Origin of the sequence: Salinicoccus sp. RF5 (assembly GCF_020786625.1) — a bacterium.
Taxonomy (GTDB): Bacteria; Bacillota; Bacilli; order Staphylococcales; family Salinicoccaceae; genus Salinicoccus.
The window spans coordinates 609,286-628,472 of the sequence record NZ_JAJGRC010000001.1 but is presented as its reverse complement, the minus strand read 5'-3'; the positions used below and the strand labels follow the sequence as shown (position 1 = coordinate 628,472).

The following is a 19,187-nucleotide window of genomic DNA, read 5'->3' as shown; positions in this document are numbered from 1 at the left end:
TGAAGGAGGGGAATGGACAGTGAATCGTACAGAACAGGATGTCATGACACATGCACAGCCGCTGATCGAGGAGTTGGGGTATAAGCTCATCGAAGTGGAATATGTGAAAGAGGGTCCTGACTACTATTTGAGGCTGTATCTTGACAAAAAGGGTGGCATCACACTCGAAGACTGTGCTCAGGCAAGTGAAGTACTGGGTGAAAAGCTCGATGAGTGGGATATCATCAAGGGAGGCTACTTCCTCGATGTCTCTTCTCCCGGCGCCGAACGTCCGATCAAAGATGACGACGACCTGGAAATGACATTGAACCAGGGGATATATGTCAAAACGTATCAGCAGATCGACGGCAACAAGGAATGGACAGGCATCTTAAAGGACTACGATTCTGATACAGTGACAATCGACTACAGGGAAAAAACCCGAACAAAGACGGTTACGATTGGCCGGGACAGGATTGCGACCATACGCAAAGCGGTAATATTATGATTGGAGGCGCTTATTAGTGAACCAGGAACTACTGAATGCAATTGAATACCTTGAAAAGGAAAAGAGCATTCCAAACGAAGTGCTTGTCGAAACGATAGAGGCGGCACTTCTTACAGCCTATAAAAAGAACTACTCACAGCATAAGAACGTCAAGGTGGACCTGAATATGGAAAACGGCTCATACCGTGTCGTTTCCCGGAAGGATGTGGTCGAGGAGGTCGAGGATCCCACTGCGGAAATCGACCTTGAAACCGCCCGTACGGTCAATCCGGCATATGAAATCGGAGACCCCTACGACGAGGATGTCACGCCGAAGGACTTCAACCGGGTGGGTGCCCAGGCCGCCAAACAGGCAGTGATGCAGCGTCTCCGTGATGCAGAACGGGGCATCCTGTACAACGAGTTCATCGATAAGGAGGACGAGATCATGACGGGGCTGATCGACCGTGTCGACCATCGTTTCGTCCATATCCAGCTGGGCCGGACGGACGCCGTATTGAGCGAATCCGAGAGGATGCCGAACGAGGTGTACCGTCCGAATGACAGGATCAAGGTCTATGTCAACAAGGTCGAGCAGACGACGAAGGGTCCACAAATATTCGTGTCACGGACACATCCGAATCTGCTGAAGCGCCTGTTCGAAAAGGAAGTGCCTGAAATCTTTGATGGGACTGTGGAGGTCATGAGTGTTGCGAGGGAAGCCGGTGAGCGTTCCAAGATCAGCGTCCATGCACAAAATCCAGATGTCGATGCGGTAGGTTCCTGCGTCGGTGCAAGGGGTGCCCGTGTGGAAGCGATCGTCAATGAGCTCTCGGGCGAGAAGATCGACATCGTCCTGTGGAACGAAGATCCGAGGGTGTTCGTCAAGAATGCCCTAAGCCCTTCGCAGGTAGTGGAAGTCATCGTGGATGAGGACAACCAGTCCACCATGGTGATCGTGCCGGACAACCAGCTCTCGCTTGCCATCGGCAAAAGAGGGCAGAATGCCCGTCTTGCTGCGAAGCTGACCGGTTGGAAAATCGATATCAAAAGTGAATCAGACGCCCGTGAAGAAGGCGTCATCGAATAATACTTGTGGGTGATGTAGCATGAAGAAGAAAGTACCGCTCAGAAAATGTATCCTTACCAATGAAATGCATCCGAAGAAAGATCTGCTCCGTATTGTCGTGACGAAAGAGCGAGAGGTCTTCGTCGATCCGACGGGCAAGAAGAACGGACGCGGCAGCTACGTGGTCAAAGATCTCGAAAAGGTCGAAGCTGCACGCAAAGGCAGGAAGCTTGAAGGCAGGCTCGGTTTCGACAGTGATACGCTTTCCCCGGTATACGATGAAATCATCCGCCTGATCTACCGCGAGGACATACCGAAAAGATGACCGACAGGGTATTGAATCTTTTGGGACTGGCCAAGCGCGCCGGCATGTTGACGACCGGGGAAGAAAAGACGATAGAATCCATCCAGCGCAACAGGGCCAAGGCCGTATTCCTGGCCAGCGATGCAGGTGGCAGTACAGCAAAGAAAGTCAGAGATAAATGCAACTACTATGAAATACCGTTGATTGATGATTACACCAACGAGGCGCTGAGCTCCGCTACAGGCGCTCCGAACCGGGTTGTATTGTCAGTTACAGATCCAGGTTTCAGCCGGAAGATGCTGCAGCTTAAAGAGAAAGGAAAGTGATTCAATGAGTAAAATCAGAATCTACGAATATGCAAAAGAATGTGGAGTACCAAGCAAAAAGGTGATTGAGTTCCTGCAGGCGAGGAATATCGAAGTGAAGAGCCACATGAAATCACTCGAAGACAGCGAGGTCAACCTCCTCAACAAGGAATTCAAGAAATCCGGCACTTCAGACAGCAGCTCCAGCAACAGCGGACAGTCGAAAAGCCAGAATACCCAAAAAGGCAGCCAAGGTGGTCAGAACACCCAAAAAGGCGGCCAAGGCAACCAGCAGAAGGGCGGCCAGCAGAGGGGCGGCCAGGGGCCACAGAGGAACAACAGGAACCATAAGCCTGGTGCAGGCAACAGGAACAAGAACAGCCGCAACCAGAAACCTGGAAACAAGCAGAAGAACCAGAACCAGAAGCCTGAGCCGGTCAAAAAAGAGGTCGAACTTCCTAAGAACTTCACCTATCAGGAAGGCATCACAGTCGGTGAACTGGCCGAGAAGATTGGCGTGGATTCCTCGAAGATCATCAAAGACCTCTTTATGGTGGGCATCGTAGCCAATATCAACCAGGCGTTGGACAATGATTCAGTGGAACTGATCGCCAGCGACCATGGCTTCACTGCCGAACTCGAAGTCGTGGTGGACGATACGGACCTTGAAAACTATTTCGAGCTCGGTGACGACATGAATGAAGAGCGTCCAAGCGTCGTTACCATCATGGGCCACGTCGACCACGGTAAGACGACACTGCTCGATTCCATCCGCCATACGAAAGTGACGGCAGGGGAAGCGGGCGGCATCACGCAGCACATCGGTGCCTACCAGATCGAGTCGGGCGGCAAGAAGATCACGTTCCTCGACACACCGGGACACGCTGCATTCACAACGATGCGTGCACGCGGTGCGCAGGTGACGGACATCACAGTGCTCGTCGTTGCTGCCGATGATGGTGTAATGCCTCAGACGATTGAAGCGATCAACCACGCGAAAGCGGCGGAAGTGCCGATCATCGTCGCCGTCAACAAGATGGACAAGCCGACGGCGAATCCTGAGCGCGTCATGACGGAACTCGGCGAACATGGCCTCTATCCGGAAGACTGGGGTGGAGACACGATCTTCGTTTCCCTTTCTGCACTGAGTGGAGAGGGCATTGAAGATCTCCTTGAAATGATCACACTCGTCGGCGAAGTTGCAGAACTGAAGACGAAGAGTGACAGGCCGGCAGTCGGCACAGTCATCGAGGCGGAGCTCGACAAGTCAAGGGGCCCTGCCGCATCACTGCTCGTCCAGCACGGCACGCTGAAGGTCGGCGACTCGATTGTTGTCGGGAATACATTCGGCAAGGTCAGGGCAATGGTCGATGATCTTGGACGTCGCATCCAGGAGGCTGGTCCATCCACGCCTGTCGAAATCACAGGGCTGAACGCCGTGCCGCATGCAGGCGACCGTTTCGTCGTCTTCAAGGATGACAAGACAGCACGCAGCATCGGTGAAGCGAGAAGCGAAGAGCAGGTCATGAAGGATCGTGAGCAGACATCTGCAGTCACACTGGACAACCTTTTCGAACAGATGAAGGAAGGCGAAACGAAGGACCTCAACCTCATCATCAAAGGGGACGTGCAAGGCTCTGTCGAAGCATTGAGCGCCTCCCTGATGAAAATCGATGTGGAAGGCGTCAATGTACGCATCATCCACACGGGCGTCGGTGCAATCAACGAATCCGACGTTACACTCGCCTCCGCATCCGAAGCGATCATCATCGGCTTCAACGTCCGTCCGGATGTCAATGCCAAGAAGGCGGCAGAACGTGAGAAAGTCGATATGAGGCTCCACCGCATCATCTACAACGTCATCGAAGAGATAGAATCTGCGATGAAGGGCATGCTCGATCCCGAGTATGAAGAGAAGGTCATCGGCAACGTGGAAGTCCGCCAGACATTCAAAGTCTCCAAGGTGGGCACAATCGCCGGCGCCTATGTCACTGACGGTAAAATCACCAGGGATTCAGGTGTAAGAGTCATCAGAGAGGGTATAGTAATCTACGAAGGTGAACTGGATACCCTCAAGCGTTTCAAAGACGACGCCAAGGAAGTGACCGCGGGCTACGAATGCGGTCTGACGATCAAGAACTTCAATGACCTTAAAGAGGGGGACCAGATCGAACCTTATATCATGGTTGAAATTGAAAGGTGATGACTATGAGCAACAGACATGAAAGAGTTGCCGAAGAAATAAAAAAAGTGGTGAGTGAGGCACTCCGCACAAAAGTATCAGATCCCGATATCGGGATGGTTACAGTGACGGATGTCGAGCTGACTAAGGAGATGGAGATTGCGACGATCTACTACACTTCCCTGAACGACAATAGGGAGGAAGTGGAAGCGGGGCTCGACCGGGCGAAAGGTCTGGTCCGCTCCGAAGTGGCAAAGGAAATCAGGATAAGAAAAGCGCCGGAACTGCAGTTCAAGTATGATACTTCCATTGAGTACGGCCATAAGATCGAAAATCTTCTGAATGAAATCAAAGACAAATAAACCTGAGGGGACTCCCCCCAGGTTTTTATTTTTATATGGAGGCGTACAGATATGCATGGGGTAATACCTGTCAATAAACCAAAAGGACTGACCAGCCATGATGTGGTCATGCGCATGCGCAGGATACTACATATGAAGAAGGTGGGACATACCGGCACTCTGGATCCGGAAGTTACAGGCGTCCTGCCAATCTGCATCGGGGAGGGGACCAAGCTCACCGAATATCTGCAGACGAAGAAGAAGCGTTATCACGCCGAGGTGACACTCGGATTCTCGACGGATACGGAAGACCAGACAGGTGAAGTCACCGGGAGAAGCGAGGGTGTCACGGGCATCTCCGATGAAGCGATCGATCAGGCGATCGGCTCCTTCCCGGGGAGCTACCATCAGATGGTGCCGAAGTATGCGTCCGTCAGGGTGGATGGACGGAAGCTGTATGAATATGCGCGGAAGGGCATTGAAGTCGAACGCCCCGTCAGGGAGGTCTTCATCCATGAGATAGAACGGACAGGCAGGGTGGAAAGGGAAGCGGGACTCGTACGGTTCAGTCTGGATGTGTCATGTTCGAAGGGGACGTACATACGTACGCTTGCTGTGGATATCGGAAGGCAACTTGGGGTCGAGGCCCACATGTCCGCCCTTGTCAGGACGGAATCATGCGGTCTGACACTGGATAGGGCAGTGACGCTCGAAGCACTCCAGGAAGGGGAGCCGCGGGGCTTCATCGTGCCGATATCGGAACTCATCGAAGACCTTCCATCGGTCGAAATCACCGACGAATCCTTCTTTTTCAAAATTCGTAATGGGCAGAAGATGGATAAATCTGATATCATTGAAAAAGTAGGGAAAGATGATGCAGATATGGTCGCCTTTACAAGCGAAGGCGTACCCGTCGGCATATACTATGATCATCCTGAACACACGGATATAATGAAACCATACAAAATGTTCAATATATAAGAGGCGATGAGATGAAAATTTACAGACTCCACTATCCACATGATCAGCAAGAACTCAATCTGGAACCTTCTGCAGTCGCGGTGGGCTTCTTCGACGGTCTCCACAGGGGCCATGAGGATGTCATCGGCAGAATGGAGGATATCGCGGAAGCGGAAGGCCTGAAGAAGGCGGTGATGACCTTCGATCCGCATCCGTCGGTCGTCCTGAGTCCGAAGAAACAGCGTACGACATATTTGACGCCGCTTGACATCAAGCTTGAGATGCTTGAGGAGAAGAGGATCGACTACTGCTTCGTCATCAACTTCTCAAGTGCCCTGGCCGGGCTTGAGCCCGACTTCTTCGTCGATCAGTACATCGTGCGGATGAATGTCAGGGAAGTGGTGGCCGGATTCGACTTTACATACGGCAGGTATGGTAGGGGCACCATCGATACACTGAAGGCCCATGACGAATTCAACACGACCGGTGTCGAAAAGATTACAGAGGGCGAAGAGAAGATATCAACGACACGCATCCGTGAGGCTCTGGCCAAGAACGAGCTGGAGCACGCCAACCTGATTCTCGGACGCCCCTATGAAGTGAAGGGCGTCGTCGTCCAGGGTGAGAAGCGCGGGCGTACAATCGGATTCCCGACTGCCAATATAGAACCCGAATACCGGTACCATCTTCCGGCGAAGGGCGTCTATGCAGTGACCCTGCGACTCGATAATGAAGACAGGGTCTACAGCGGTGTATGCAATGTCGGGGTCAAACCGACCTTCCATGACAACCTGGAACGCGTGTCGATTGAAGTGCACCTGTTCGACTTCGACCGCAGCATCTACGGGGAGAATGTGACCGTCTACTGGCACCATTTCATACGCAGGGAGCAGAAGTTCTCCGGCATAGATGAGCTGACGGGGCAGATTGCGAAAGATAAGCAAAAAGCCGTTGAACTACTTGAAAACATATGAGTCATCCAGTATAATGAATCAAGTGCCCTACTCTTGGCAGAGCGAATCTCCGACATCTGCTCGGATAGTGGTGAACAATAAACAAGGAGGCGTTTATACATGGCAATTACACAAGAACGCAAAAATGAACTGATTCAGGAATACCGTACGCATGAATCCGATACAGGATCACCAGAGGTGCAGATCGCTGTACTGACTGCTGAAATCACAGCACTCAACGATCACCTGCGCACCCACAAGAAAGACCACCACTCCAGAAGAGGTCTTCTCAAAATGGTCGGACGCAGAAAACACCTGCTGACTTACCTGCGTAACAAAGATATTCAGAGATACCGTGAACTGATCAAAAGACTCGGTCTCCGTCGATAAGAAATGGCAAGGCATATCCTCCGGATATGCCTTTTTTTATGTATATTTTTTTACAAAAGTGATATGATTGAATCAAGTAGCCTTACTAAGGAGAGTAGACAAATTATGATAGAATCAGCAAAAAAAGTGTACGAAACAGAATGGGGTAGGCATAAGCTTACTGTCGAGTATGGAGAAATGGCGAAACAGGCGAACGGTGCCGTACTCGTCCGCTACGGGGAGACTGTAGTACTGAGTACAGCCACAGCATCAAAAGAGCCGAGGGATCTGCCATTCTTCCCATTGACAGTAGCCTATGAAGAGAAGCTCTATGCAGCTGGGAAGATCCCCGGCGGCTTCAACAAGCGGGAAGGCAGGCCAAGTGAGGAAGCGACCCTTACAAGCCGTCTGATCGACCGTCCGATCCGCCCGCTGTTCCCCGATGGCTACAGGAATGATGTACAGGTCATGTCCATCGTGCTGTCGGTCGACCCGAATGCATCCCCGCAGATGGCGGCGATGCTCGGTTCCTCCCTGGCACTCGGCGTGAGTGATATTCCTTTCGACGGGCCGATTGCAGGTGTGACCGTCGGACTCATCGATGGGGAATTCATCATCAATCCGTCTACAGATGAACTTGAACACTCCGAGATCGAGCTCCAGGTGGCAGGCACGAAGGATGCCGTCAACATGGTTGAAGCCGGTGCGAAGGAAGTGTCTGAGGAGACGATGCTCAAAGCAATCATGTTCGGGCATGAGAGCATCAGGAAGATGGTGGAGTTCCAGCAGGAGATCCTTGATGAACTGCACGTTGAGAAACGTGTATTCGAGCAGCCGGAGACGGATGCGGACCTGAAACGGGATATGGAGGAGAAGGCACAGTCATTGGGCCTCTACGATGCCATCCAGGATCCGGACAAGAAATCGCGTGAAGATGCGATCAGTGAAGCGAAGAAGCGCATCCTCGAGACGCTGGACGAAACGGATGAGAACTATGAAGAAATCCATGCCGAGGCTTCCGCAATCGTGGAAGGGCTGCTTAAAGAGGAAGTCCGTCGTCTCATCACGGAGGAGAAGGTACGTCCGGACGGCCGTGAACCTGCCGAGATCAGACCATTGAACTCCCAGGCAGGCATCCTGCCGAGGGCGCATGGTTCAGGCCTGTTCACAAGGGGGCAGACACAGGCGCTCTCGATCTGTACACTGGGCGCACTCGGTGAACACCAGATCATCGACGGCCTTGGTGTAGAGGAGAACAAGCGGTTCATGCACCACTACAACTTCCCGAACTTCTCGGTGGGTGAAACCGGCCCGATCAGAGGGCCGGGGCGCCGTGAAATCGGTCATGGTGCGCTCGGTGAGCGGGCACTCTATCAGGTCATTCCGAACGAAACGGAATTTCCATATACGATCCGTCTCGTATCAGAAGTGCTGGAATCCAATGGATCGAGCTCCCAGGCATCCATCTGCGGCTCCACCCTGGCTCTTATGGACGCCGGTGTGCCGATCAAGGCGCCAGTCGCCGGAATCGCTATGGGCCTCGTCATGAAGGGGGACCAGTACACGATCCTCTCGGATATCCAGGGCATGGAGGATGCACTCGGAGACATGGACTTCAAGGTTGCCGGTACAGAAAACGGCATCACTGCCATACAGATGGACATCAAAATCGAGGGGCTGAGCGAAGACATCCTGAGGGAAGCCCTCGCACAGGCAAGGGGCGGCCGTCAGGAAATCCTCGACAACATGCTTGCGACGATCAGCGAACCCCGTGCAGAGCTCAGCAAGTATGCGCCGAAGGTTGAAATCATGCACATCAAACCGGATAAGATCCGTGATGTCATCGGACCCGGTGGCAAGAAGATTAATGAGATCATTGATGAAACGGGCGTCAAGCTCGATATCGAACAGGATGGCACAGTATTCATCGGCCATAGCGACGCTTCCATGATAGAGAGGGCCAAGGAGATCATCAAGGACCTGACACGTGTCGCAGAAGTCGGGGAGATCTACATGGCGGAAGTAAGACGCATCGAAAAGTTCGGTGCATTCGTCCAGCTGTTCCCAGGCAAGGATGCCCTCGTCCACATTTCACAGCTGGATACGTCCAGGGTAGGGAAAGTGGAGGATGTCGTGAAGATCGGGGACAAGTTCCTGGTGAAGGTGACGAACATCGACAACCAGGGCAGAGTAAATGCCTCACGCAAAGTATTGCTGGAGGATGAAAAAGGAGAGTAATAAAATTGATTTTTAACAAAGTTGAACTTAATGGTACGACCTATGACATTGACGGCCAGCTAAGGATCAAGGAAGATAACGAAGCAAAAATCATTTTTGAAGACATCATGTTCGGCAACAACCTTAAGGATCTGCATACTAAAGAAGCAAACATCGATCACCTTGTACTCAAGAATAGTGATGAGACAAGATACGATACAAAAAATGTAAAAGTATCCCATATCACGATTGATGGGAAGTTCTACCATGCCACTTTCAAGTAGGCTCTAGGAGGAAATATTTTGAACGAAGCAAAAAAAGAAGCGAAAGTAAAGATCATACCGCTGGGCGGCGTAGGCGAGATAGCAAAGAACATGTATGTCGTCGAAGTCGATGATGAGATGTTCATCCTTGATGCGGGATTGATGTTCCCCGAGGATGAGATGCTCGGTGTCGATATCGTCATTCCGGATATAACCTATGTCCAGGAGAACAAGCAGAAGCTGAAAGGCATCTTCCTCTCCCATGGCCATGAAGACTCCATCGGTGCGATTCCCTATATCATCGAATCACTGAATGTACCGATCTACGGTTCGAAACTGACACTCGCACTTGTCAAGGACCGCCTCAAGGCGAAAGGCGTCAACAAGAAGGTGAAGTTCTATACGATCAACAGCCAGTCGCGCATGAAGTTCAAAAATGCGGAAATGGTGTTCTTCGAAACGAGCCACAGCATCCCTGATTCATATGGTGTGAGTCTTGAAACCAAATACGGCTCCATCGTCTACACGGGAGAGTTCAAGTTCGACCAGAGCCTGACGGGCGAATATGGCTACAACATGGCCAAGATGTATGATGTTGCTAAGAAGGATGTCCTGGCGCTCATCAGTGATTCCACTGAAGCGGAGAGAAGGGGCTATAATACACCTGAAAACATCATTGAAGAGCATATCCTGGACGGATTTGCCAGAACACGTGGCAGGATCATCGTATCGTGCTATGCATCGAACTTCGTCCGCATCCAGCAGGTGCTGACGAATGCTGCAAAAACGCGCAGGAAGGTATCTTTCCTCGGACGCACGCTGGAGAGTTCCTTCAAGGTTGCCCGCAATATGGGATACTTCGATATTCCAGAAGGCCTGCTCGTGCCGAGCCACGAAATCGGCGACTACCCGAACAACGAAGTGGTGATCATCGCCACAGGGTCCCAGGGGGAACCGATCGAAGCACTCGGCAGTATGTCACGTGGACAGCATGAAGTGACCAACATCAAGGAGGGCGACAACGTCTATATCCTGACGACACCATCCTCAAGCATGGAAGTCATCCTCTACAGTACGATGAATGAACTCGTCAAGGCGGGTGCCCATGTCGTTACACCGGAGCAGAACATCCACGCATCCGGCCACGGCATGAGTGAAGAGCTCAAGACGATGCTCAATGTCATGAAGCCGAAGTACTTCATCCCTGTACAGGGCGAGTTCAAGATGCAGATTGCCCATGCGAAGCTTGCAGCAGAGACGGGTGTAGCACCTGAAAACATCTTCCTTCTGGAGAAGGGGGACATCGTCTCCTATGATGGGGACAAGATGATCAGCGCGGATAAAGTGACTGCCGGCAATGTGCTGATAGACGGCAGCGGTGTCGGGGATGTAGGAAACATCGTCCTCAGGGACCGCAGGCTGCTCAGTGAAGACGGCATCTTCATCGCAGTGGTGACGATCGATCCGAAAAAACGCAGGATCATGGCAGGACCTGAAATCCAGTCAAGGGGATTCGTCTATGTAAAGGAAAGCGAAGATCTTCTGAAAGAGGCGGAGCAGCGCGTATACAATATCGTGCTCGAGTCCATGGATGAGAAGAAACTTGAGTGGAGCACACTCAAGCAGAGCATCCGTGATGACCTCGGCAAATATCTGTACGATAATACGAAGCGCCGCCCAATGATTATCCCGATCATATCCGAAATATAAAACAGCAATGAGACTGCCAGTTCTGGCAGTCTCATTGTAAATAGGAGGGAAGCATACGATGGCCAAGAAGCAGAGGAAGACAAAGAAGAAAAAGAAGGATAACCGGTCATATTATTCCATATCCGCCTTCGTCCTCATCGTCATCCTGTTCATCACCATTTTCCAGCTCGGAGTCATCGGGACATATATTGATGCATTTTTTGCCTACCTCTTTGGTACGAGCAGATACTTTACATATCTCATGCTGTTCCTGATGAGCATCTACCTGGCAGGTGAACAGAAAATACCATTTACGCGCAGGATGGGCGGCTATATACTGCTGCAGTTCGGCATGCTGTTCCTCTTCCACACGCTGCTCTATCTATTGAACCGCACACGCATAGAGGACTTCTATACGTTCAGTGAGACGGTCGAGGCGATAGAGGCAAGTGGGATCATGGTATTCTTCGGGGGCGGCATCATCGGCCAGGCACTGTTTTCCTTCTCTTCCACCGGCATCTCCATGGTGGGGACGCTGCTGCTCGGACTGATCTTCCTTTATTTCAGCTATCTGCTGATCACATCGAAGGACATCGAGCAGTCGATTTCACACGACCTCATCAAAGCTTCTGAGCTGATGAAGCAGCTTGGCAATGCGCTGATCAAGGGGTTGAAGGAAGCCGGCAGCCAGCTGGCAAAGCTGTTCTCGATGATATCGGCGAAAGTTTCCGACCGCAGCAGACCGGCGGCTTCGGCAAAACCTGCTAAGAAGGCACCGGCTGAACTTGAGAGCCGTAAAGAAGAACAGCCAAAACCGAAACAGCTTGCAGACTTCGAAGCGGACGAATCCATCATCGAGACGATGCATGAATATGACCGTGCCGAAAATGAGACAGAAACGGCATCCATGCCGAAAGAAGAAAGTGATATGGACAGCACAGCGAAGATTGAAACGGGAAGCAGCGAAGCGACAGAGATAGAATATGAAACGGATGAATTCGGAAATGAAACGGATGTGCCGGTCGGAACTTCGGAAGAGGGCGGAGAACTGGAGACGTTCGATGATGAGGAGATCAACCAGCTGAAGCAGTATGAACTGCCGCCGATCACGATGCTGAAGGATGCAGAAGTGACGGAGTCGGTCAGTAATAAGGAAGTGCTGAAGCAGGGCAAAATACTGGAAGAGACACTCAAAAATTTCGGCGTCAATGCGAAAGTGTCCAAGATCCGCATCGGCCCTGCCGTCACCCAGTTCGAAATCCAGCCGGACATCGGCGTGAAAGTGAGCAAAATCATCAATCTCCAGAATGACATTGCGCTCAGCCTGGCTGCGAAGGACATCCGTATAGAGGCGCCGATACCGGGCAAATCAGCGGTCGGCATCGAAGTGCCGAATTCGGTGATCAGCATGGTCACCCTGCGTGAAGTGCTCAAGCGCAAAACTTCGGACAACCCGCTCGAAGTGGCGCTTGGAAAGGACATTTCAGGCAGCCCTATCACTGCAGAGCTCAACAAGATGCCCCACCTGCTTGTGGCAGGTTCCACCGGCAGCGGGAAGTCGGTCTGCATCAACGGCATCATCATCAGCCTGCTGATGAAGGCCAAGCCGCATGAAGTCAAGCTGATGATGATCGATCCGAAGATGGTGGAGCTGAATGTCTACAACGGCATTCCGCACCTCCTGAGTCCGGTCGTCACCAATCCACAGAAGGCAAGTGATGCACTGAACCGCATCGTCAGCGAGATGGAGCGCAGATATGATCTGTTCTCCCATTCGAATACACGTAATATAGAGGCCTACAACCAATACCTGGAGCGTGAAAGTGAAGAGCCGGAGAAGGTGCAGAAACTGCCATACATCGTCGTGATCATCGATGAGCTCGCCGACCTGATGATGGTTGCCTCGAAGGATGTCGAAGCATCGATCACACGGATTGCACAGATGGCGCGTGCTGCAGGCATACACCTGATCATCGCCACACAAAGGCCATCCGTCGATGTCATCACCGGCATCATCAAGGCGAACATTCCATCCAGAATCGCATTCAGCGTCAGCTCCCAGACAGACTCCAGAACCATCCTCGATGGACAGGGGGCGGAAAAGCTGCTGGGACGCGGGGACATGCTGTTCCTGCCATCGGGCAAATCCAAGCCGATCCGTGTCCAGGGGGCGTTCCTCTCGGATAATGAAGTCAGCGATGTCGTGCACCACATTACAAGCCAGATGAAGGCGAACTATGAAAAGTCGATCATGAACAAACCGGTCCAGAAGGAGCAGAAGGAATCAGAGGATGAACTCTACCCGGATGCAAAATGGTTCGTCATAGAGGAGCAGCGTGCCAGCGCCTCCCTGCTGCAGCGCCAGTTCCGGATCGGATACAACCGTGCTGCACGGCTGGTCGATGACCTCGAGGCGAATGGTGTCATCGGGCCGAGCAGCGGAAGCAAGCCGAGAAGCGTGCTTGTAGAGAATGAAGAATAAGGAGTCCTATATGTATAAAGTGAAAAGCAGTGAAATCAATCATATTCCGACAGCAATCATAGAGACAGATAAATTCAAGACGGTGACGGTACAGCTCCAATTCAGAAGCAGGATGGAACGGGAACGTGTGACGAAGCGGAACATCCTGTCCAAGATGATGATCAAAAGGACGGCCGCCTTCCAGGAGGAGGCGGACCTTCTCAAACATCTGGCCCACTACTATGGTGCCCATCTGACATCGAATGTCGGCCGCAAGGGGCAGGACCATATCGTGAGTTTCAGCATGGAATTCGTGAATGACCGCTTCATCCGGGAGGAACTCGATGTCATCGGTGAAATGTGCCGGCTGCTCCACGATGTCCTCGACACACCCGCGCATTATGATGATGCCTACCAGGACTTCTTCAACAAGGAGAAGCGCCTCTACAGGAACCGTCTCAAAAGCATGAAGGACAACAAGGCGCAGGCGAGTTTCCAGGCGATGCTCGATGTCATGTTCCGGGACGAGGACTATAAATATCTCCCGCACGGGGTGTTGGAAGATGTCGAAGGCACCACCCTCGACGAGATAAAGGAGGAGCACGCACGGATGATGAAGGATGACGATGTGGCCATCCTCGTCGTCGGTGCTGTGGATGAATCCATCAGGGAGGACCTGGAGAAGATCACGGCGCGCAGCGCCAAGGTGGAAAATCCTCACAAAGCCTATCCTTTCAGGGCATCCGAAGATGTCACAAGAAGCAGCGATACACAGCAGATAGAACAGGCCAAGCTGAACATGGGCTTCAGGGCCGATGTGAGTGATCTGCAGGAACAGATGGCCTTCAATGTCATGAACCAGATGTACGGCGGCTCCGCCTCATCCCTCCTGTTCATGAACATCAGGGAGAAGCTGAGCCTGGCATATCAGATCCATTCCCAGGTCGATGTGCGGAACGGCTATATGTTCGTCATGGGCGGTGTCGATCCCGGCAATGTAGAGACTGCAGAGCAGGCCATACTCGCAGAGCTGGAAGTACTGCGGAAAGGGAAATTCGACACGGCGTTCGTCGAAGAAGTGAAGCGCATGATGAAGGTGAACAGGCAGGAAGTCATGGATAAGCCGAAAGGCCTCCTGACGCTGGAGTACAACCGTATGCTCCAGGAGGCGCATCCACTCTCCTGGGAGGAGCGCCTCGAAGCGGTGGACAGGGAGATGATCATGGAGATCAGCCGCAAAACAGCATTGGACACCGTATATGTCCTTACAAGGAGTGGTGAAGATGAATAGAATTGATTATCCTGAGATAGACGAAAGCGTATACCGGCACCAATGTGATAATGGCCTTGATGTCTTCATCATACAAAAGCCCGGCTACAGCAAGAAGTTCGTCACCTATACGACGAAGTATGGTTCGATGGACGACCATTTCAGGGTGGATGGGGAAGCGTTCAACGTGCCTGACGGCATCGCACACTTTCTGGAGCATAAGATGTTCGAGAAGGAGGAGGGGGATGTATTCAACCTGTTTTCAAAGCATGGCGCCAGTGCGAATGCGTTCACTTCATATGACCGTACATCATATCTGTTCAGTACGACGGAATCCTTCGAGAAGAACCTGGCCCTGCTGATGAATATGGTGGAACAGCCCTATTTCACGGAGGAGACCGTTGCGAGGGAAGTCGGCATCATCAATGAGGAAATAAAGATGTACCAGGACAATCCCGGGTACAAGCTCTATTTCGAGACCCTCAACCAGATGTACCACAACCTGCCTGTAAAGAGTGACATCGCAGGCACGGAAGACTCGATAAGCCAGATTACAAGCGACCACCTGTTCCTGTGCCACCGCACATTCTATCATCCTTCCAATATGGTGCTGATCCTCGTCGGAGACTTCGATGTCGATCCGCTGATCGAGTATATCGATGGGCATCAGAGGGAACGCAATGTCGATGGGCGGCCGGAGATAGAAAGGATCCTCCCCGAGGAGCCGAGGGACATCGTGAAGCAGCGCAGTGTGCTCGAGATGGATGTTGAGGAGACGCGGGTGATGCTCGGCTTCAAGCACAACCAGGACAGCACGGATGCATCAGAACGGCTCAGGCGCGACCTGTCCATGATGTTTGCGCTCGACATGGTTTTCGGCGAGCAGTCCGAATACTATTATGAGCTCATGGAAAAAGGACTGATCGATGATTCCTTCAGCTTCAGCCATATTGAAGAGGCTGCATTTTCCCATGTGCTCTTTGCCGCCAACACGGAGGAGACTGAAGCCTTCGCCGGGGAAATCAGACGTATAAGTGATGCGGTCAAGGACAGCGGCTTCTTCACAGAGGAGAAACTGAGGGTCCAGAAAAGGGAAATCATAGGGGATTACCTCTCTAGTCTGAATTCCCCCGAATACATCGCCAATCAATATACAAAATATTACCTGGATGGCTATGACCTCTACCGTCTTCCTGAAATCATCGATGAAATCACAATTAAGGATGTGGAGAAGCACTTTATCGATGTGATGGACAGCAGATACATGGTAGAGTGTATATTGAAACCACATGAATAGGTATGTCATCGCAGGAAGCACCGGAGATATCGGCAGCGCCATCCATGGCGGGTTGCAGGACAATGCCGAGATCATTTCATTTTCCAGGACACGGGTCCCGGTCCATGAAGGCGACCATCATTTCCTCGACCTCTCGCGTCCCCTCGATGAGGCTGGGGTGGCAGATATCTTCAGCGGAATCGATAGTGTCGATGCGCTGATATGGTGTCCCGGGGAGACACTCTTCGGGCTGCTGCAGGAAACACCCATAGAGAAGGTTGATGCACAGTATAATATATCCATACGTTCATTGATCACTTTCATCAACATCCTCCTGCCGAAGCTCAAGCGGAGCACAACGGGCCGCATCATCGTCATCACTTCCGTATGGGGACGCAATGGAGCAAGTTATGAAAGTGTCTATGCCTCCATGAAAGGGGCACAGGAATCACTCATCAAATCGCTTGCGAAGGAATTCGCAAGTACCGGTGTTACGGTCAATGGCATCGCACCGGGTGTCGTGGAAGGGGAGATGACAGAAGAGCTTCCACAAGAAGAGCAGGCCTACCTGCTCGAAGACCTGCCCCAGTCAAGGTTCATCCGGCCGGAGGAGGTTCTCCATGCGGTCAAATACCTGCTCGCCGCCGAAGCGCAGTCCGTTACAGGTGAAATAATGAATATCAATGGGGGATGGTATACATGAGTACGACAGAGAATAAAAAGCCGATGTATCCGGAGCGGAACATCGAACAGTATATGGAATACGAAATATTGAACAACCGTCCCGGGCTCCTGGGGGATATCTCCTCACTGCTCGGCAACCTCGGCATCAGTATCGACACGATAAATGGGGTAGAGAACAGAAGGCGGGGACTGCTTCTCAGGACCGATGAACTGAACAAGCTGAAGCGCTTCGAATACATGAGCAAGTATATCGATGACATCAATATACTGAAGGTCCGGAAACCCCAGGTGAGGGACCGTCTTGCCGTCAGGCATGGGCGGTTCATCAAAAGGGATGAGGAGGACAAGAAGCTCTTCCGGTTCACCCGGCAGGAAATCGGTATTCTGGTCGACTTCCTGGCGGAAATATTCCAGGAAGAAGGGCATATGCTCATAGGGATCCGGGGCATGCCCCGTGTAGGGAAGACGGAGTCGATCGTCGCCGGCAGCGTCACGGCAAAGAAGAAATGGCTCTTCCTCTCCTCCACACTGATCAAGCAGACGGAGCGTACCAGCCTGCTCAAGGGTGAATATGACCAGAACAACGTCTTCATCATCGATGGGGCGGTAACAAGCAAATCTATGGATGAGTCGCACAGGCAGCTGATCCGTGAAATCATGAGCTTCCCTGCAATCAAGGTCGTCGAACACCCTGACCTTTTCATTGAAGGCATGGACTACAGCCTGTCGGATTTTGATTACATCATTGAACTGCGGGAAGACGAGAACCAGGAGATCACCTATGAAAAGCATAGGAAGCAGCACTGGTTCGAAGATGAAGATATGAACTTCTTTGGTGGAATGTAGGAGGTCCCATGAAACTCGGTGCTTATTTGAAAAACAAAAGAGAACAATCAGGAATTACGCTTAAGGAAATGCAGGAGAAGTCGGGCCTCAGAAAAGACATCATCAGGATGATCGAAGCCGGTGATCTGAAGGCCCTCCCCGAGCCCCGCCATGCGCCGTTCCTCCTGCGGCAGTATACGGAAGCGGTCGGCCTGGACTATGATGGACTGTCGGAGCGGTTCTCAGATGAGATACCCGAAGAGAGTCCGAATGAGAGGAAAAGGCAGCAGTCGGTAGATGGGGACTACCAGTACTTCAAAAAGGTGCTCGTCGGTTTCCTGGTCATGGTGGGCGTGCTTTTTGCAGGATGGATGGTACTGCTCCAGATCGGTTCCGAAACCGACATGTTCGAGGAGAAGCCGATATATGAAGTGGACGAGGATGCAGTCGCTTCAAGTGAGGACAGTGAAGAAGAGGAAGCGCCTGCTGAAACGGTGGAGGAACCTACGGAGGAACCCACCGAGGAACCGACGGAAGAACCGGTGACGGACTATGCATTCAGCGGTGCGGATGGCAGTACATTCTACTATGACCTCCGTGTCGAGCCGCCGCTTACGATATCATTGTCCGGTGACAGCCCTTCCTGGGTGTCGCTGACTGATGATGCAGATAACACCTACGCCTATGAAAGCCTGACTGAAGGCGAGTATGAAATTTCACCGGACGCGGATATCCTCTATCTGACACTGGGGGATGCAACCGACTTTGAAGTGTCGATCGATGGCGAACCACTGGAGAATCCGAGGCAGGGTGATTCGGTCACAGTCTATTACGAATTCAATTTGATAAAGGAGTAGGGACATGAATATACCAAATCAGCTGACTGTTTTCAGAGTGATCCTGATTCCAGTCTTCCTTGTATTCATACTCGTCGATTTCGGCTGGGGGACGGTTTCCTTCCTCGGCAGTGAACCGATGACCGTGAGCCAGTTGATCGGTGCCATCATCTTTGTGGTGGCGGCATTGACCGACTTCCTCGATGGGTACCTGGCAAGGAAATGGAATCTGATCACGAATATGGGGAAATTCCTCGATCCGCTCGCCGACAAGCTCCTTGTGACTTCCGGCCTGATCGTCCTCGTCGAGCTTCAGGTGATATCATCATGGATTGCAGTGGTCATCATCGCCCGCGAGTTCGCCGTGACCGGTCTGCGTCTCTTGCAGATAGAACAGGGGTATGTAAGTGCTGCAGGCCAGCTTGGCAAGATCAAGACGGTCTTCCAGATGATTGCACTCGTGCTTCTCCTGTTCGGCGATATGTTTACACAGTATCTGCCTTTTTCACCAGGAATCATCACGATGTACATTGCCGTATTCTTTACAATCCTGTCCGGCATAGAGTACTTCTATAAGGGGCGGGCCGTCTTCAAAGCGGATGGCAGCAAATGATTTCTGCAGCCGATCCAGTTGATTAGGCCGTAATTGGATGCATGCGCATACAGTATTCGTAAAGCTGCGGACAGCAGTCTGAAAACAGCGTTCAAAAGCGAACA

The 19,187-nt window shown here is 51.9% G+C and carries 19 protein-coding genes; all 19 read left to right on the top strand.

Annotated elements, in window-relative coordinates:
- Positions 1–19 precede the first annotated feature (19 nt).
- The 19 genes from rimP to pgsA all read left to right on the top strand — a co-directional run bounded on the left by rimP (position 20) and on the right by pgsA (position 19,083).
- The gene (gene rimP / locus LLU09_RS03400) at positions 20–487 is read left to right on the top strand and encodes a ribosome maturation factor RimP (RefSeq protein ID WP_228310465.1); all 468 of its coding nucleotides are present in this window, start codon (positions 20–22) and stop codon (positions 485–487) included.
- A 16-nt stretch (positions 488–503) separates the two neighbouring features.
- Positions 504–1,556, top strand: a complete 1,053-nt coding sequence (gene nusA / locus LLU09_RS03395) for a transcription termination factor NusA (RefSeq protein WP_228310464.1) — start codon at positions 504–506, stop codon at positions 1,554–1,556.
- Between the two features lie 19 nt (positions 1,557–1,575).
- Entirely contained in the window at positions 1,576–1,860 is a 285-nt protein-coding gene (gene rnpM / locus LLU09_RS03390) for an RNase P modulator RnpM (protein WP_031548621.1), read from the top strand.
- A complete protein-coding gene (locus LLU09_RS03385) occupies positions 1,857–2,165 on the top strand; it encodes a L7Ae/L30e/S12e/Gadd45 family ribosomal protein (RefSeq protein WP_228310463.1) in 309 nt (102 codons plus the stop codon). Before rnpM ends, LLU09_RS03385 begins: the two co-directional genes overlap by 4 nt.
- Before the next feature lie 4 nt (positions 2,166–2,169).
- Complete coding sequence (infB, locus tag LLU09_RS03380; RefSeq protein ID WP_094905786.1) at positions 2,170–4,347, top strand: translation initiation factor IF-2; 2,178 nt, start codon at positions 2,170–2,172, stop codon at positions 4,345–4,347.
- A 5-nt stretch (positions 4,348–4,352) separates the two neighbouring features.
- Positions 4,353–4,688, top strand: coding sequence for a 30S ribosome-binding factor RbfA (rbfA, locus tag LLU09_RS03375; RefSeq protein ID WP_040105623.1), 336 nt, complete (start codon positions 4,353–4,355; stop codon positions 4,686–4,688).
- A gap of 51 nt (positions 4,689–4,739) precedes the next feature.
- The gene (truB, locus tag LLU09_RS03370; RefSeq protein ID WP_228310462.1) at positions 4,740–5,648 is read left to right on the top strand and encodes a tRNA pseudouridine(55) synthase TruB; all 909 of its coding nucleotides are present in this window, start codon (positions 4,740–4,742) and stop codon (positions 5,646–5,648) included.
- Positions 5,649–5,659: 11 nt separating this feature from the next.
- A complete protein-coding gene (gene ribF, locus LLU09_RS03365; RefSeq protein WP_228310461.1) occupies positions 5,660–6,601 on the top strand; it encodes a riboflavin biosynthesis protein RibF in 942 nt (313 codons plus the stop codon).
- A gap of 99 nt (positions 6,602–6,700) precedes the next feature.
- On the top strand, positions 6,701–6,970 hold the full coding sequence (rpsO, locus tag LLU09_RS03360) for a 30S ribosomal protein S15 (RefSeq protein ID WP_228310460.1): 270 nt from the start codon (positions 6,701–6,703) through the stop codon (positions 6,968–6,970).
- 108 nt (positions 6,971–7,078) lie between these two features.
- Positions 7,079–9,187, top strand: coding sequence for a polyribonucleotide nucleotidyltransferase (gene pnp, locus LLU09_RS03355; protein WP_228311115.1), 2,109 nt, complete (start codon positions 7,079–7,081; stop codon positions 9,185–9,187).
- A gap of 5 nt (positions 9,188–9,192) precedes the next feature.
- Entirely contained in the window at positions 9,193–9,450 is a 258-nt protein-coding gene (locus LLU09_RS03350) for a hypothetical protein (RefSeq protein WP_228310459.1), read from the top strand.
- A gap of 18 nt (positions 9,451–9,468) precedes the next feature.
- Positions 9,469–11,139 carry a ribonuclease J gene (locus LLU09_RS03345; RefSeq protein ID WP_228310458.1) on the top strand — a complete coding sequence of 557 codons (1,671 nt, stop codon included), beginning with the start codon at positions 9,469–9,471 and terminating at the stop codon, positions 11,137–11,139.
- A gap of 58 nt (positions 11,140–11,197) precedes the next feature.
- Positions 11,198–13,600, top strand: coding sequence for an FtsK/SpoIIIE family DNA translocase (locus LLU09_RS03340; protein ID WP_228310457.1), 2,403 nt, complete (start codon positions 11,198–11,200; stop codon positions 13,598–13,600).
- A 10-nt stretch (positions 13,601–13,610) separates the two neighbouring features.
- Positions 13,611–14,870: an EF-P 5-aminopentanol modification-associated protein YfmF gene (gene yfmF / locus LLU09_RS03335; protein ID WP_228310456.1), complete on the top strand. Its 1,260-nt coding sequence runs from the start codon at positions 13,611–13,613 to the stop codon at positions 14,868–14,870.
- The gene (gene yfmH / locus LLU09_RS03330) at positions 14,863–16,146 is read left to right on the top strand and encodes an EF-P 5-aminopentanol modification-associated protein YfmH (RefSeq protein ID WP_228310455.1); all 1,284 of its coding nucleotides are present in this window, start codon (positions 14,863–14,865) and stop codon (positions 16,144–16,146) included. The genes yfmF and yfmH overlap by 8 nt, the downstream gene beginning before the upstream one ends.
- Complete coding sequence (locus tag LLU09_RS03325) at positions 16,139–16,828, top strand: SDR family NAD(P)-dependent oxidoreductase (RefSeq protein WP_228310454.1); 690 nt, start codon at positions 16,139–16,141, stop codon at positions 16,826–16,828. Before yfmH ends, LLU09_RS03325 begins: the two co-directional genes overlap by 8 nt.
- A gap of 23 nt (positions 16,829–16,851) precedes the next feature.
- Entirely contained in the window at positions 16,852–17,655 is an 804-nt protein-coding gene (locus LLU09_RS03320; protein WP_228311114.1) for a DUF3388 domain-containing protein, read from the top strand.
- Positions 17,656–17,681: 26 nt separating this feature from the next.
- A complete protein-coding gene (locus tag LLU09_RS03315) occupies positions 17,682–18,491 on the top strand; it encodes a helix-turn-helix domain-containing protein (RefSeq protein ID WP_255620620.1) in 810 nt (269 codons plus the stop codon).
- A 4-nt stretch (positions 18,492–18,495) separates the two neighbouring features.
- On the top strand, positions 18,496–19,083 hold the full coding sequence (gene pgsA, locus LLU09_RS03310; RefSeq protein WP_228310452.1) for a CDP-diacylglycerol--glycerol-3-phosphate 3-phosphatidyltransferase: 588 nt from the start codon (positions 18,496–18,498) through the stop codon (positions 19,081–19,083).
- Positions 19,084–19,187: the final 104 nt, after the last annotated feature.

Bases quoted from the DNA above. Each gene is read 5' to 3' on its own strand.
- pgsA (WP_228310452.1), top strand. From the start codon at position 18,496: ATGAATATACCAAATCAGCTGACTGTTTTCAGAGTGATCCTGATTCCA.
- rnpM (WP_031548621.1), top strand. From the start codon at position 1,576: ATGAAGAAGAAAGTACCGCTCAGAAAATGTATCCTTACCAATGAAATG.
- rbfA (WP_040105623.1), top strand. From the start codon at position 4,353: ATGAGCAACAGACATGAAAGAGTTGCCGAAGAAATAAAAAAAGTGGTG.
- ribF (WP_228310461.1), top strand. From the start codon at position 5,660: ATGAAAATTTACAGACTCCACTATCCACATGATCAGCAAGAACTCAAT.
- infB (WP_094905786.1), top strand. From the start codon at position 2,170: ATGAGTAAAATCAGAATCTACGAATATGCAAAAGAATGTGGAGTACCA.
- LLU09_RS03325 (WP_228310454.1), top strand. From the start codon at position 16,139: ATGAATAGGTATGTCATCGCAGGAAGCACCGGAGATATCGGCAGCGCC.
- LLU09_RS03320 (WP_228311114.1), top strand. From the start codon at position 16,852: ATGTATCCGGAGCGGAACATCGAACAGTATATGGAATACGAAATATTG.
- yfmF (WP_228310456.1), top strand. From the start codon at position 13,611: ATGTATAAAGTGAAAAGCAGTGAAATCAATCATATTCCGACAGCAATC.
- truB (WP_228310462.1), top strand. From the start codon at position 4,740: ATGCATGGGGTAATACCTGTCAATAAACCAAAAGGACTGACCAGCCAT.
- LLU09_RS03385 (WP_228310463.1), top strand. From the start codon at position 1,857: ATGACCGACAGGGTATTGAATCTTTTGGGACTGGCCAAGCGCGCCGGC.
- LLU09_RS03340 (WP_228310457.1), top strand. From the start codon at position 11,198: ATGGCCAAGAAGCAGAGGAAGACAAAGAAGAAAAAGAAGGATAACCGG.
- rpsO (WP_228310460.1), top strand. From the start codon at position 6,701: ATGGCAATTACACAAGAACGCAAAAATGAACTGATTCAGGAATACCGT.
- yfmH (WP_228310455.1), top strand. From the start codon at position 14,863: ATGAATAGAATTGATTATCCTGAGATAGACGAAAGCGTATACCGGCAC.